Raw genomic sequence first — 13,653 nt, forward strand, 5'->3', positions numbered from 1 at the left:
GCCACCGCCGCGCCCTGGGGCTCGGCGCTGAAGCCCAGTTCGCCGATGGCGGCCAGGGCCGCCGGCAGCGCATCCGCGGCGTGCTCGACGGTCAGCACGCGGTCGATCAGGTTGAATTCCAGCGCCCCGATGCCCGGCATGCCGTCGAGTCGCTCGCGGATCAGGCGCTCCTCGGTGGGACAATCCATCTGTTCGATGCGCAGTCGGGTGCGCTCGCCGCTGCCGCGCCTGCTTCGGCTGGCGGCGGATGCCTGACCCTCCTCGTGGCGCCGTTGCGGGTTGGGGTGGTCATGACCGCAGCATTGATTCATGGTGTGTGCCTCTCCTGCATCCCTGTTGCGGAGTAGGCACCCTGAAGCCACTATAGGGTCAAGCACCCGTGCGGAGGTGAAGATGAAAATCGGCGAACTGGCCCGGCTGACCGCCTGCCCGGTGGAAACCATTCGCTACTACGAGCGCGAAGGCCTGCTGGAGAGCCCGGCCCGCAGCGAGGGCAACTACCGTATCTATGGCGAGCGCCACGTCGAGCGACTGACCTTCATCCGCAATTGCCGCCTGCTCGACATGACCCTGGAGGAAATCCGAGCCCTGCTGCGCCTGCGCGACCGGCCCGAGGAGAACTGCGGCGGCGTCAACGACCTGGTCGACGCCCACATCAGCCACGTGCAGGCACGCATCACCAGCCTGCAGGCCCTGCGCGAGCAGCTGCTGGAACTGCGGCGCTGCTGCGTGGCGGCGGACGACGGCCTGCCATGCGGCATCCTCCAGCAGTTGAATCTCAGTGGCGCGGTCAGCCTGCCGGAGCAGGAGCACCCGTCACACGTCGGCAGGAGCCATGGGCACTATCAGGCTGTTGAAAAACTACCTGCGTTGCCATCGCGGCGTTAAAACAGGCTCGTGCGCGAGTCCGATCAAAATGCTCATTTACCGCTCTAGGGGGCTGTGTCCGCTATCCGCGGGCATGCCCCCGCGCCTGCAGGCGCCAGGTCATCGCTAGCGCACCGCCTGTGCCGGCGCCCTCTCGTTGCGCAGGTAGCTGGCGACCATCGGTTCGGGGAAATCGACCAGCTCCTGCTGCAGCTGGCGTTGCTCGGCATAGGACTCGATGGCGCGGCGAAAGCGCATGCGTCGCTCGTCCTGTTGCTTGCGGCGGGTCTTGCTGTCGAGATTGGCGGTGGCGTCGTTGTAGCGATGCATCGGCGGTCTCCCAGGACAGGGTAAGGGGAGACCAGCATCCGCAGCGCGGATGACACCCTGAAGTCAGTGCGATGACGCGTCGATGAAGGCGATCGAGCGACCGTCACTCCTCGTGCGACTTGATCGTCTTCGGTGACAACCGCAGGCTGCGCAGGCTGCGCTTGACGCTTTTCAGGTGGTTGACCAGGCTCGGCCCACGGGCCATGGCCACGCCCATGGCCAGCACGTCGATCACCACCAGGTGGGCGATGCGCGACGTGAGGGGCGTATAGATCTCGGTGTCTTCCTGCACGTCGATGGCCAGGTTGATGGTCGCCAGCTCGGCCAGCGGGGTCTGGCTCGGGCAGAGGGTGATCAACGTCGCGCCGGACTCGCGCACCACGTTGGCGGTGATCAGCAGGTCCTTGGAACGCCCCGACTGCGAGATGCAGATCGCCACGTCGCTGGGCTTGAGGGTCACCGCCGACATCGCCTGCATGTGCGGGTCGGAATAGGCCGCGGCACTGAGCAACAGGCGAAAGAACTTGTGCTGGGCGTCGGTGGCCACCGCGCCGGAGGCGCCGAAGCCGTAGAACTCGACCCGCTCGGCCTGGGCGCAGGCGGCGATGGCGCGTTCCAGCGCCTGCGGGTCGAGGCGCTCGCGCACCTCCATCAGGGTGTGCAGGGTGGTGTCGAAGATCTTCAGGCTGACGTCCATCACCGAGTCGTTCTCGCTGATGGCGAACTGGCCGAAGCTGGCGCCGGCGGCCAGGCTCTGCGCCAGCTTCAGCTTGAGGTCCTGGAAGCCCAGGCAACCGATGGCCCGGCAGAAGCGCACGATGGTCGGCTCGCTGACCCCCACCGCATGCGCCAGGTCGGCCATGGAGCTGTGCATCACCGATGCCGGGTCGAGCAGGACATGGTCGGCCACCTTCAGCTCCGACTTCCGTAGCAGGCTTCTCGATTGGGCGATGTGTTGCAACAGATTCACGGTCCGGACTCGCTATGATCACGTCTGAGGGCGGTTATGGGGGCACCTGGGGCGCCGCATTGGCCGTCAGCGGGTTGTAGTGGGTCGGTAGTTATACTACATGGCTCGATCGATCGCCCAACAATTGACCCGTTTTAAGCTATGAGGAGTGATGCCGTGTCGATTTCCTGTGACATGCTCGTGTTCGGCGGCACCGGCGACCTGACCCTGCACAAGCTGCTGCCGGCGCTCTACCACCTGCACCGCGACGGTCGCCTGCATGCCGACGTGCGGATTCTCGCGCTGGCGCGCAAGAAGTTCGACCGCGACGGCTACCTGGCCCTGGCCGAGCGCCACTGCCGGGCGCAGGTGGCGCGCAGCGACTTCAGCCCCGCCGCCTGGCAGGCCTTCGCCGAACGCCTCGACTACTTCGCCATGGATGCCACCCAGCGCGGCGAATTCGTCCGCCTGGCCCACCACATCGGCCAGGCCGCGGGGCGCGTGCGGGTCTACTACCTGGCCACCGCGCCGGACCTGTTCGAACCCATCGCCGCCCATCTGGAAAGCGCCGGGCTGGCCGGCGCCGAGGCGCGCATCGTGCTGGAAAAACCCATCGGCCATTCGCTCGACTCGGCACTGGCGATCAACGCGGCGATCGGCACGGTATTCGCCGAACCGCGCATCTACCGGATCGACCACTACCTGGGCAAGGAAACCGTGCAGAACCTCATGGCCCTGCGCTTCGCCAACGCGCTGTTCGAGCCGATCTGGCGCGCCGGGCACATCGACCACGTGCAGATCACCGTGGCCGAGACCCTCGGCGTGGAGAACCGCGGCAGCTACTACGACCGCGCCGGCGCCATGCGCGACATGCTGCAGAACCACCTGCTGCAGCTGCTCTGCCTGGTGGCGATGGAGGCCCCGGTGCGCTTCGACGCCGAGGCGGTGCGCAACGAGAAGGTCAAGGTGCTCGAGGCGCTCAAGCCGATCACCGGCATGGACGTGATGGACAAGACCGTGCGCGGCCAGTACGGCGCCGGGCAGATCGGCGGGCACGACGTGCCGGCCTACTACTTCGAGCACGCCATCGACAACGACAGCGACACCGAGACCTTCGTCGCCGTGCAGGCGGAAATCGACAACTGGCGCTGGGCCGGCGTGCCCTTCTACCTGCGCACCGGCAAGCGCATGGCGAAGAAGCGCTCGGAGATCGTCATCACCTTCAAGCCGGTGCCGCACCTGCTGTTCAAGAAGGGCGAAACCAATCGCCTGGTGATCCGCCTGCAGCCGGAAGAGAGCATCAGCCTGCAACTGATGGCCAAGGCCCCCGGCAAGGGCATGCAGCTGGAACCGGTGGAGCTGGACCTCAACCTCGCCCACGCCTTCAGCAGCACCCGCCGCTGGGACGCCTACGAGCGCCTGCTGCTGGACGTGATCGAAGGCGACTCGACGCTGTTCATGCGCCGCGACGAGGTGGAAGCGGCCTGGCGCTGGGTCGATCCGATCCTGCGCGGCTGGCACGGCTACTACCGCAAACCGCGGCCCTATCCAGCCGGCCAGGATGGCCCCGAACAGGCGCACCAGTTCATCGAACGCCAGGGGCGCCAGTGGTGGCACTGAGGCGTCGCCCGGTAACTTCGCCGCAGCCGCCGTATAGTGCGAGACAGAGCGGATCGCGACACTTTCGTTGCGGCTTAGTTCGAACCCATGGATCAGCCGATACAACTTCCACGCCGACCGAATAATTATCCACGGCAAACTTACCGCCACACGACTGAAACATGTTTCCTGATCGCCCCTGGCGCGACGCATGCATATCCACTGCGTCTCGCCTAGTTCATCGCGAGCGATAGCGCCGAGCATCACCCGCACCATCCGCACCACTCCAGGTGCTTCGAGCGCCCTCTGCCGTCCGGCCTGAAACCCAGAGAATACGCGGTCTCCAGCAGCCTGAATGGCCGCCCGATGCGGGCTTTCGCGACACAGCGAAAGCCCGGCAACATATCGCCCGATGAACTACCGACGTAACGCCAATTTCACAGCGTTGAAACGACTTGAAATATACGTCCCGAACTATCTGAAACTTCTCCAGTTTCCCGGACATATGCAGCGCAGGGCGAAACCACATATGCGGATGGCGGGTTGAGAAAACTTTCCCGATGTGTTTACCCTGAAAAAGGATTGAATCAACAACCCCAAAGGATTTGTTTTGAGTTTTGCTACCGTAACGCTCCGTCGTCCAACCGACGGCGACGGTTATTCCCTTCATCAGCTGGTAGCCCGCTGCCAGCCCCTCGATACCAACTCGGTCTACTGCAACCTGCTGCAGTGTTCCGATTTCGCCGATACCGCCATCGCCGCCGAAGATGCCCAGGGCCGCCTGGTCGGCTTCATCTCCGGCTATCGCCCGCCGTCGCGGCCGGACACGCTGTTCGTCTGGCAGGTCGCCGTCGACGACGCCATGCGCGGCCAGGGCCTGGCCCTGCGCATGCTGCTGGCGCTGACCGCCCGCGCGGCCCGCGAGCACGGCGTGCGCTTCATGGAGACCACCATCTCGCCGGACAACGCGGCGTCCCAGGCGCTGTTCAAGCGGGCGTTCGCCCGGCTGGACGCCACCTGCAGCACCCGCACGCTGTTCTCCCGCGCCGCGCATTTCGCCGGGCAGCACGAAGACGAGGTGCTCTATCGCGCCGGCCCCTTCGCCATCCCCGAACTGGATGCCTCCCACCTAGAAGAAGAGCTCAAGGAGCACGCATGAAAACATTTGAACTGAACGAATCCAAGGTTCGCAGCTACTGCCGATCCTTCCCCGTGGTCTTCACCCAGGCTCGCGGGGCCGAGCTGGTCACCCGCGACGGCACGCACTACATCGACTTCCTCGCCGGCGCCGGCACGCTCAACTACGGGCACAACCACCCGCTGCTCAAACAGGCGCTGCTCGACTACATCGCCCAGGACGGCATCACCCATGGCCTGGACATGTACACCGCGGCCAAGGAACGCTTCCTCGACACCTTCAACCGGCTGATCCTCGAACCGCGCGGCATGGGCGACTACCGCATGCAGTTCACCGGCCCGACCGGCACCAACGCGGTCGAGGCGGCGATGAAGCTGGCGCGCAAGGTCACCGGGCGCCGCAACATCATCAGCTTCACCAACGGCTTCCACGGCTGCAGCATCGGCGCGCTGGCCGCCACCGGCAACCAGCACCACCGCGGCGGCTCGGGCATCGGCCTGACCGACGTCAGCCGCATGCCCTACGCCAACTACTTCGGCGACAAGGCCAACACCATCGGCATGATGGACAAGCTGCTGGAAGACCCGAGCAGCGGCATCGACAAGCCGGCCGCGGTGATCGTCGAGGTGGTGCAGGGCGAGGGCGGCCTGAACACCGCCTCGGCCGAATGGATGCGCAAGCTGGAAAAACTCTGCCGCAAGCACGAGATGCTGCTGATCGTCGACGACATCCAGGCCGGCTGCGGCCGTACCGGCAGCTTCTTCAGCTTCGAGGAGATGGGAATCCGACCGGACATCGTCACCCTGTCCAAGTCGCTGTCCGGCTACGGCCTGCCGTTCGCCATGGTGTTGCTGCGCGAGGAGCTGGACCAGTGGAAGCCGGGCGAGCACAACGGCACCTTCCGCGGCAACAACCACGCCTTCGTCACCGCCGCCGCGGCGCTCGAGCACTTCTGGCAGGATGACGAATTCGCCGCCAGCGTGCGCGCCAAGGGCAAGCGCATCGCCGACGGCATGCAGCGCATCGTCCGCCGCCACGGCCCGGACTCGCTGTTCGTCAAGGGCCGCGGAATGATGCTCGGCATCAGCTGCCCGGACGGCGAGATCGCCGCCGCGGTGTGCCGCCATGCGTTCGACAATGGCCTGGTGATCGAGACCAGCGGCGCCCACAGCGAAGTGGTCAAGTGCCTCTGCCCGCTGGTGATCAGCGACGCGCAGATCGACACCGCGCTGGGCATTCTCGACAAGGCCTTCGCCGCCGTGATGTCCGAACAGGACACCAACCAAGCCGCTTCCTGAGGAATCGAAAAATGATCGTACGTACCCTCGCCGAGTGCGAGCAGACCGACCGCAAGGTCCACAGCCAGACCGGCACCTGGGACAGCACGCGCATGCTGCTCAAGGAAGACAACGTGGGCTTCTCGTTCCACATCACCACCATCTATGCCGGCAGCGAGACGCACATCCACTACCAGAACCACTTCGAGTCGGTGTACTGCATCAGCGGCAACGGCGAGATCGAGACCCTCGCCGACGGCAGGATCTACAAGATCGAGCCCGGCACGCTGTACGTGCTGGACAAGCACGACGAGCACCTGCTGCGCGGCGGCAGCGAGGACATGAAGCTGGCCTGCGTGTTCAACCCGCCGCTCAACGGCCGCGAAGTGCATGACGCGAGCGGCGTCTATCCGCTGGAGGCCGAAACCGTCTGATACCGGTTTAACCGGGGCGGCCACCGCGCCGCCCCGCCATTACAAGAAAGGAGGTAAGCGTGAACCCTATGCAAGCCGACCTGTATCCCTCGCGCCAGGACGACCAGCCCAGCTGGCAGCCGCGCATCGACCCTGTGGTCTACCGCAGCGACCTGGAGCATGCGCCGATCGCGGCCGAGCTGATCGAACGCTTCGAGCGCGACGGCTACCTGGTCATCCCCAACCTGTTCAGCGCCGAGGAAGTGGCGGTATTCCGTGCCGAACTCGAGCGCCTGCGCGATGACCCGGCGGTCGCCGGCTCCGGCAAGACCATCCAGGAGCCCGACAGCGGCGCGATCCGCTCGGTGTTCGCCATCCATCGCGACAACCCGCTGTTCGCCCGCGTGGCCAGCGACCAGCGCATCGCCGGCATCGCCCGCTACATCCTCGGCGGCGACGTCTACGTGCACCAGTCGCGGATGAACTTCAAGCCCGGCTTCAGCGGCAAGGAGTTCTACTGGCACTCGGACTTCGAGACCTGGCACGTCGAGGACGGCATGCCGCGCATGCGCTGCCTGTCCTGCTCGATCCTGTTGACCGACAACCAGCCGTACAACGGCCCGCTGATGCTGATGCCCGGTTCGCACAAGCACTACGTGCGCTGCGTCGGCGCCACCCCGGAAAACCATTATGAAAAGTCCCTGCGCAAGCAGGAGATCGGCGTACCGGACGAGCACAGCCTCAGCGAGCTGGCCGAGCGCTTCGGCATCGACTGCGCCACCGGCCCGGCCGGCAGCGTGGTGTTCTTCGACTGCAACACCATGCACGGTTCCAACGGCAACATCACGCCCAGCGCACGGAGCAACCTGTTCTACGTCTACAACCACGTGGACAATGCCGTGCAGGCGCCCTTCTGCGCGCAGCAGCCGCGCCCGCCGTTCGTGGCCGAGCGCGAACGTTTCGAGCCGCTCGAAATCCAGCCGCAACAGTATCTCTGAAGCGTCCGGGCGCGTCTCACCGACGGGCCCGAACGCCGTATCCGGTCGGAGCGTGTCGGCCCGGAGATGAATTCATTTTCCAGCTCGTTGATCGAGGTGCGCACCCGCCGCGCCCGGCCGTTCAACGGCCTGCCAGAATCGGACGCAATATAAAGATGCATACCGTAGAAAAGATCGGCGGCACGTCGATGAGCCGCTTCGAGGAAGTTCTCGACACTATCTTCATCGGCCACCGCGAAGGCCCGGCGCTGTACCAGCGGATCTTCGTCGTCTCGGCCTACAGCGGCATGACCAACCTGCTGCTGGAGCACAAGAAGACCGGCGAGCCGGGCGTCTACCAGCGCTTCGCCGATGCGCAGAACGAGGAAGCCTGGCGCGAGGCGCTGGAGACCGTGCGCCAGCGCATGCTGGCGAAGAACGCCGAGCTGTTCGCCAGCGAATACGAGCTGCACGCCGCCAACCAGTTCATCAACTCGCGCATCGACGATGCCAGCGAGTGCATGCACAGCCTGCAGAGGCTCTGCGCCTACGGCCACTTCCAGCTCTCCGAGCACCTGATGAAGGTGCGCGAGATGCTCGCCTCCCTCGGCGAGGCGCACAGCGCCTTCAACTCGGTGCTGGCGCTCAAGCAGCGCGGCGTCAATGCGCGCCTGGCCGACCTCACCGGCTGGCAGCAGGAGGCGCCACTGCCGTTCGACGAGATGATCGCCAGCCACTTCGCCGATTTCGATTTCGGCCGCGAACTGGTGGTCGCCACCGGCTACACCCACTGCGCCGAAGGCCTGATGAACACCTACGACCGCGGCTACAGCGAGATCACCTTCGCCCAGATCGCCGCCGCCACCGGTGCCCGCGAGGCGATCATCCACAAGGAATTCCACCTCTCTTCCGCCGACCCGAACCTGGTCGGCGCCGACAAGGTGGTGACCATCGGCCGCACCAACTACGACGTCGCCGACCAGCTGTCGAACCTCGGCATGGAGGCCATCCACCCCCGCGCGGCCAAGACCCTGCGCCGCGCCGGCGTCGAGCTGCGCATCAAGAACGCCTTCGAGCCGCACCACGCCGGCACCCTGATCAGCCAGGACTACAAGTCCGAGAAGCCCTGCGTGGAGATCATCGCCGGGCGCAAGGACGTCTTCGGCATCGAGGTGTTCGACCAGGACATGCTCGGCGACATCGGCCACGACATGGAGATCAGCAAGCTGCTCAAGCAGCTCAAGCTCTACGTGGTGAACAAGGATTCCGACGCCAACAGCATCACCTGGTACGCCTGCGGCTCGCGCAAGCTGATCAACCGCGCCGCGCGGCTGATCGAGGAGCAGTACCCGGCCGCCGAGGTCACCGTGCACAACCTGGCCATCGTCTCGGCGATCGGCTCGGACCTCAAGGTCAAGGGCATCCTGGCCAAGACCGTGGCGGCGCTGGCCGAGGCCGGCATCAGCATCCAGGCGATCCACCAGTCGATCCGCCAGGTGGAGATGCAGTGCGTGGTCAACGAGGACGACTACGACGCCGCCATCGCCGCGCTGCACCGCGCGCTGATCGAGCCGGAAAACCACGGCGACGTGATCGCCGCGGCCTGACCGTCATCCGTACCACACCGCCGGGCCCGTCGCCGATGCGCCCGGCGGTGTGCCGTCCAGACCACAGCCCGCGCCAATCGGCGTAGAATCGCCGCTCTTTTTCGGCAACCCCAGAGTCACCCGCCATGAGTCGCCCCTTCCGCCCCGAGCTGCTGTCGCCCGCCGGCACCCTGAAATCCATGCGCTACGCCTTCGCCTACGGCGCCGACGCGGTGTATGCCGGGCAGCCGCGCTACAGCCTGCGCGTGCGCAACAACGAGTTCGACCACGCCCACCTCAAGCTCGGCATCGACGAGGCGCATGCGCTGGGCAAGCAGTTCTACGTGGTGGTCAACATCGCCCCGCACAACGCCAAGCTGAAGACCTTCATCAAGGACCTGGAGCCGGTGGTGGCGATGGGCCCGGACGCGCTGATCATGTCCGACCCCGGGCTGATCATGCTGGTGCGCCAGCATTTCCCCGAGATGACCATCCACCTCTCGGTGCAGGCCAACGCGGTGAACTGGGCGACGGTGAAGTTCTGGCACGCCCAGGGCGTCTCCCGGGTGATCCTCTCGCGCGAGCTGTCGCTGGAGGAGATCGGCGAGATCCGCGAGCAGGTGCCGGGCATGGAGCTGGAGGTGTTCGTCCACGGCGCGCTGTGCATGGCCTATTCCGGACGCTGCCTGCTGTCGGGCTACATCAACAAGCGCGACCCCAACCAGGGCACCTGCACCAACGCCTGCCGCTGGGAATACAAGACCCACGAGGCCAAGGAAGACGAGCTGGGCAACGCCGTGCAGCGCTACCAGCCCATCGCCGTGCAGCCCGCCGAGCCGACCCTGGGCGTCGGCGCGCCGACCGACGAGCTGTTCCTGCTCGAAGACATCAGCCGCCCCGGCGAACTCATGGAGGTCAGCGAGGACGAGCACGGCACCTACATCATGAACTCCAAGGACCTGCGCGCCGTGCAGCATGTCGAGCAGCTGGTGCAGATGGGCGTGCACTCACTGAAGATCGAGGGCCGCACCAAGAGCCACTACTACGTGGCGCGCACCGCGCAGGTGTACCGCAAGGCCATCGACGATGCGGTGGCCGGCCGGCCGTTCGACAGGTCGCTGATGGACACCCTCGAATCCCTCGCCCACCGCGGCTACACCGAGGGCTTCCTGCGCCGCCACGTGCACGACGAGTACCAGAACTACGAGCGCGGCTTCTCGCTCTCCGAGCGCCAGCAGTTTGTCGGCGAGCTGACCGGCGAGCGGCGCAACGGCCTGGCCGAGGTCAGGGTGAAGAACCGCTTCGCCGTCGGCGACAGGCTGGAGCTGATGACCCCACAGGCAACCTCAACCTGCGCCTGGAAGCGCTGGAGAACAGCCGCGGCGAAGCCATCGAGGTGGCGCCGGGCGACGGCCACACCGTCTACCTGGCGGTGCCGGAAGACGTGGACCTGCACTACGCGCTGCTGATGCGCGAACTGGACGGCGGCACGACACGGGGGTAGAAGCGGCTTGAGCCGCAAACTACCGAATGCGCCTACGGTTTCAGGCCTGCGGCCTGCATCGCCGCGAGGGCGCGCCCACAAGGGTGCGGTGTGCACAGGCTGCTTTCGTGGGAGGCCCGACCTCGGGGCGATGCTTTCAGGGCCTCGGTGCATGCGGTACGCGAAGCGCACCCTACGGGTGCCGTGCGCTATCCCAGCAACTCGACGAACTGTTCCACCGGCACCGGCGCGCTGAGCAGGTAGCTTGGATCTCGTCGCAGCGATTGGCCTTGAGGAAATCCATCTGCGCCTGGGTTTCCACGCCCTCGGCCACCACCTTGCGCTCCAGGCTGTGCACCATGGCGATGATCGCCCGGGTAATCGCGGCGTCCTCGCTGGAATGCTCCAGCCCGGAAATGAATGAGCGGTCGATCTTCACGTAATCCACCGGGAAGCGCTTGAGGTAGCTCAGCGACGAATAACCGGTGCCGAAATCGTCGATCGCCAGCTTCACCCCCAGCGCGCGCAGCTGCTGGCTGATGCCGATGGCGCTGTCGATATCGTCCAGCAGCTGGCTTTCGGTCAGCTCCAGTTCGAGCATCTGCGGCGGCAGCCCGCTCTCCTCCAGCACCTGCCGGACCAGGCTGACGAAATTGCCCTGGCGCAGCTGCTTGACCGACAGGTTCACCGAGATGCGAATCTCCGCCCGGCCCTGCTGCTGCCACTGGCGCGCCTGATGGCAGGCCTGGCGCAGGACGAACTCGCCCAGCGGGATGATCAGCCCGGTCTCCTCGGCCAACGGGATGAACTGCCCGGGGGCGACCAGCCCCAGCTCCGGATGACGCCAGCGCACCAGCGCCTCGGCCGCCTCCAGGGAGTCGTCGGCCAGGCTCAGGCGCGGCTGGTAGAACACCTCCAGCTGGCCGACCTCCAGCGCCTTGCGCAGCTGGTTCTCCAGCTGCAGGTACTCCATGCTCGAGGCCTGCGGACGGTCGGTGAAGAACTGCAGGGTATTGCCGCCCAGGTGCTTGGCCTGCTGCATCGCCATGTTGGCCTGGCGCAGCAGGGTCGCCGCGTCGCGACTGTTGTCCGGCAGCAGGCTGACGCCGATGGAGGCGCTGATCACCAGCTCCTGCTCGCCGATGACGATCGGCTTGCGGATGCGCGCCAGCAGCCGGCTGCCCACGTGCGCGAGGGTGGCCAGGCTGCCGTAGCCATCGAGCAGCACTACGAACTCGTCGCCGGACAGCCGGGCGATGGTATCGGCCTCGGCAAGCGTCTGGCTCAGCCGGCGCGACACCTCGCGCAGCAACTGGTCGGCCGCCTCGTGGCCGAGGCTTTCGTTGAGGATCTTGAAGCGATCGAGGTCGATGTACAGCACCGCCATGTTGCAGCCGCTGCGGCGGCCCCGCTGGCAGGCCTCATGCAGGCGCTCCTTGAGCAGGCCGCGGTTGGCCAGGCCGGTGAGGTCGTCGTAGTGCGTCAGGTAGCGCAGGCGCTCCTCGGCCTGGCGCCGCACGGTCATGTCGGAGACGAAGCCCACCACATGGCTGACGTCGCCCTGGGCGTCGCGCACCTCGCGCAACTGGACCCACTGCGGGTAGACCTCGCCGTTCTTGCGCACCTCCAGCAATTCGCCTTGCCAGCTACCGTCGCGCTCCAGCGACTGGCGCATCAGCGCGTACTGGCGCTGCGACTCGGCCGAGCTGGCCAGCCGCGCGACGCTGCGCCCCAGCAGTTCCTCGCGGCAATAGCCGGACAGCGCGCAGCAGGCGTCGTTGATGGCGAGGATGCGGTAGCGCGCATCCATGATCACCATGCCTTCGCCGGCGGCCTCGAACACGGTGGCGGCCAGCCGTTGCTGCTCGGCCTGCTGGCGCAGCGCGCTGACGTCGCGGCGGGTGCCGATCATGCGCAGCGCACGCCCGGCATCGTCGCGCTGGATCACCCGGCCGCGGTCCTCCAGCCAGATGAAGCCGCCATCGGGGCGCGAGGCGCGGTATTCGACGACGTAGAGTTCGGTTTCGCCTTTCAGGTGGGCGACCAGCGTGTCGCGCACCGCCGGCAGGTCGTCGGGATGGACATCCGGCAAGGCGGCGCCTTCGTCATCGAAACGCCGCGGCTGGTCGATGCCGAACACCACCTCGAGGCGGGAATGATGCACGGTGTTGCGCTGCAGGTCCCAGTCCCACAGGCCGAGGCCGCTGGCTTCGAGGGCCAGGCTCAGGCGCGCCTCGCTTTCGCCGAGTTCGTCGGCCACCTTGGCCATCTGCGCGGTCCGCTCGGCGACCCGTTGTTCGAGGCTGTCATAGGCGCTGCGCAACTGCTGTTCGGCGTGCCGGCGCTGCTCGATCTCCGATGCCAGGCGGGTGTTGAGCCGCTCGGCGTCGCACCCGGCCTTTTTCAGGCTCTCGATCAGCCGCGCCTTGTGCAGCCGCTGTTCCAGGCCGTCGCGGACCATCCGGTTGAGCTGCCAGGCGATCAGGCTGAGGGTCAGCAACAGGACGAACGCCAGGACGCCCCAGCCCCGCAGGATCGGCTCGCCGCTGGCGATCAGCCCGACGCCGGCCGGCAGCAGGCAGGGCGCTACGAAGCTGAAGAAGGCCGGCAGGCTGACCGCATACATGATGCTCACCGCCAGCACGATCGAGCCGATGAGCCCGTAGATGAGGACCTGTCGCAGGAAATCGTCCGCCGGCACCAGTTGGACGATGGCATAGGCCAGGGCCAGCGCCGAGATGGCGTTGCCGAGCATGAAATAACGCCGCCAGTGGGGCGCGACCCGGCGTTCGGCCGGGGTGCGTTCGAGCAGCCAGGTCTGCTGCAGCAGCCAGACGGCCGGCACGGCGGCCCACAGCAGCCAGAACAGCAGGTGCAGCAGCGGCTGCCGCTGCCAGAGCAGCACGACGCAGGCCAGGCCGGTGCACAGCGTCAGCAGCGCCGGTAGCCTGGCGCCCATGAGCAGGAGCTGCAGGCGGTCTGCGTCCAGTTCGAGGGACATGCCCGGTTGCTCGCCGAGCGTGCCCGAACGGGC

General features: G+C 66.4%; 10 protein-coding genes and 2 pseudogenes. 8 read left to right on the plus strand and 4 right to left on the minus strand.

Translation table 11 applies throughout. The annotated features are described in order from the left end of the window. Positions 1-311, minus strand: a 311-nt coding sequence (locus BAY1663_RS12580) for a cation transporter (RefSeq protein ID WP_037041300.1), incomplete at its 3' end; no start/stop codon positions are given. A gap of 82 nt (positions 312-393) precedes the next feature. Here BAY1663_RS12580 and cadR point away from each other — a divergent pair. Continuing rightward, the gene (cadR, locus tag BAY1663_RS12585; RefSeq protein WP_051497136.1) at positions 394-888 is read left to right on the plus strand and encodes a Cd(II)/Pb(II)-responsive transcriptional regulator; all 495 of its coding nucleotides are present in this window, start codon (positions 394-396) and stop codon (positions 886-888) included. Between the two features lie 105 nt (positions 889-993). On the opposite strand, the gene BAY1663_RS12590 is transcribed toward cadR, so the two are convergent. Continuing rightward, positions 994-1,197, minus strand: coding sequence for a PA3496 family putative envelope integrity protein (locus BAY1663_RS12590; protein ID WP_037041302.1), 204 nt, complete (start codon positions 1,195-1,197; stop codon positions 994-996). A 103-nt stretch (positions 1,198-1,300) separates the two neighbouring features. Beyond that, positions 1,301-2,167 (minus strand): transcriptional regulator HexR, encoded by an 867-nt coding sequence (gene hexR / locus BAY1663_RS12595; protein WP_037041304.1) that lies wholly within the window; start codon positions 2,165-2,167, stop codon positions 1,301-1,303. A 141-nt stretch (positions 2,168-2,308) separates the two neighbouring features. Between hexR and zwf the strand changes: the two genes are divergently transcribed. The 7 genes and pseudogenes from zwf to yegQ all read left to right on the plus strand — a co-directional run bounded on the left by zwf (position 2,309) and on the right by yegQ (position 10,640). Continuing rightward, positions 2,309-3,766 (plus strand): glucose-6-phosphate dehydrogenase, encoded by a 1,458-nt coding sequence (gene zwf, locus BAY1663_RS12600; protein ID WP_164838452.1) that lies wholly within the window; start codon positions 2,309-2,311, stop codon positions 3,764-3,766. Between the two features lie 589 nt (positions 3,767-4,355). Beyond that, complete coding sequence (gene ectA / locus BAY1663_RS12605; RefSeq protein ID WP_037041315.1) at positions 4,356-4,904, plus strand: diaminobutyrate acetyltransferase; 549 nt, start codon at positions 4,356-4,358, stop codon at positions 4,902-4,904. Continuing rightward, the gene (gene ectB / locus BAY1663_RS12610) at positions 4,901-6,181 is read left to right on the plus strand and encodes a diaminobutyrate--2-oxoglutarate transaminase (RefSeq protein ID WP_037041317.1); all 1,281 of its coding nucleotides are present in this window, start codon (positions 4,901-4,903) and stop codon (positions 6,179-6,181) included. The genes ectA and ectB overlap by 4 nt, the downstream gene beginning before the upstream one ends. An 11-nt stretch (positions 6,182-6,192) precedes the next feature. After that, on the plus strand, positions 6,193-6,594 hold the full coding sequence (locus tag BAY1663_RS12615) for an ectoine synthase (protein WP_037041319.1): 402 nt from the start codon (positions 6,193-6,195) through the stop codon (positions 6,592-6,594). Between the two features lie 68 nt (positions 6,595-6,662). Next, on the plus strand, positions 6,663-7,571 hold the full coding sequence (thpD, locus tag BAY1663_RS12620; RefSeq protein WP_037041321.1) for an ectoine hydroxylase: 909 nt from the start codon (positions 6,663-6,665) through the stop codon (positions 7,569-7,571). 155 nt (positions 7,572-7,726) lie between these two features. Beyond that, positions 7,727-9,157: an aspartate kinase gene (locus BAY1663_RS12625; RefSeq protein WP_037041325.1), complete on the plus strand. Its 1,431-nt coding sequence runs from the start codon at positions 7,727-7,729 to the stop codon at positions 9,155-9,157. A gap of 125 nt (positions 9,158-9,282) precedes the next feature. Then, positions 9,283-10,640 (plus strand): annotated as a pseudogene (yegQ, locus tag BAY1663_RS12630) (tRNA 5-hydroxyuridine modification protein YegQ). Positions 10,641-10,828: 188 nt separating this feature from the next. On the opposite strand, the pseudogene BAY1663_RS12635 reads toward yegQ, so the two are convergent. Next, a pseudogene (locus tag BAY1663_RS12635) lies at positions 10,829-13,620 on the minus strand (EAL domain-containing protein). Positions 13,621-13,653 lie beyond the last annotated feature (33 nt).

The organism is Pseudomonas sp. BAY1663, from assembly GCF_000582595.1.
In the GTDB taxonomy this organism is placed as follows: Bacteria; Pseudomonadota; Gammaproteobacteria; order Pseudomonadales; family Pseudomonadaceae; genus Stutzerimonas; species Stutzerimonas stutzeri_AF.

What these genes read in the sequence shown, in the direction of transcription:
- cadR (WP_051497136.1), top strand. Translation starts at nt 394, where the DNA reads ATGAAAATCGGCGAACTGGCCCGGCTGACCGCCTGCCCGGTGGAAACC.
- BAY1663_RS12590 (WP_037041302.1), bottom strand. Translation starts at nt 1,197, where the DNA reads ATGCATCGCTACAACGACGCCACCGCCAATCTCGACAGCAAGACCCGC.
- zwf (WP_164838452.1), top strand. Translation starts at nt 2,309, where the DNA reads ATGAGGAGTGATGCCGTGTCGATTTCCTGTGACATGCTCGTGTTCGGC.
- ectB (WP_037041317.1), top strand. Translation starts at nt 4,901, where the DNA reads ATGAAAACATTTGAACTGAACGAATCCAAGGTTCGCAGCTACTGCCGA.
- BAY1663_RS12615 (WP_037041319.1), top strand. Translation starts at nt 6,193, where the DNA reads ATGATCGTACGTACCCTCGCCGAGTGCGAGCAGACCGACCGCAAGGTC.
- thpD (WP_037041321.1), top strand. Translation starts at nt 6,663, where the DNA reads ATGCAAGCCGACCTGTATCCCTCGCGCCAGGACGACCAGCCCAGCTGG.
- BAY1663_RS12625 (WP_037041325.1), top strand. Translation starts at nt 7,727, where the DNA reads ATGCATACCGTAGAAAAGATCGGCGGCACGTCGATGAGCCGCTTCGAG.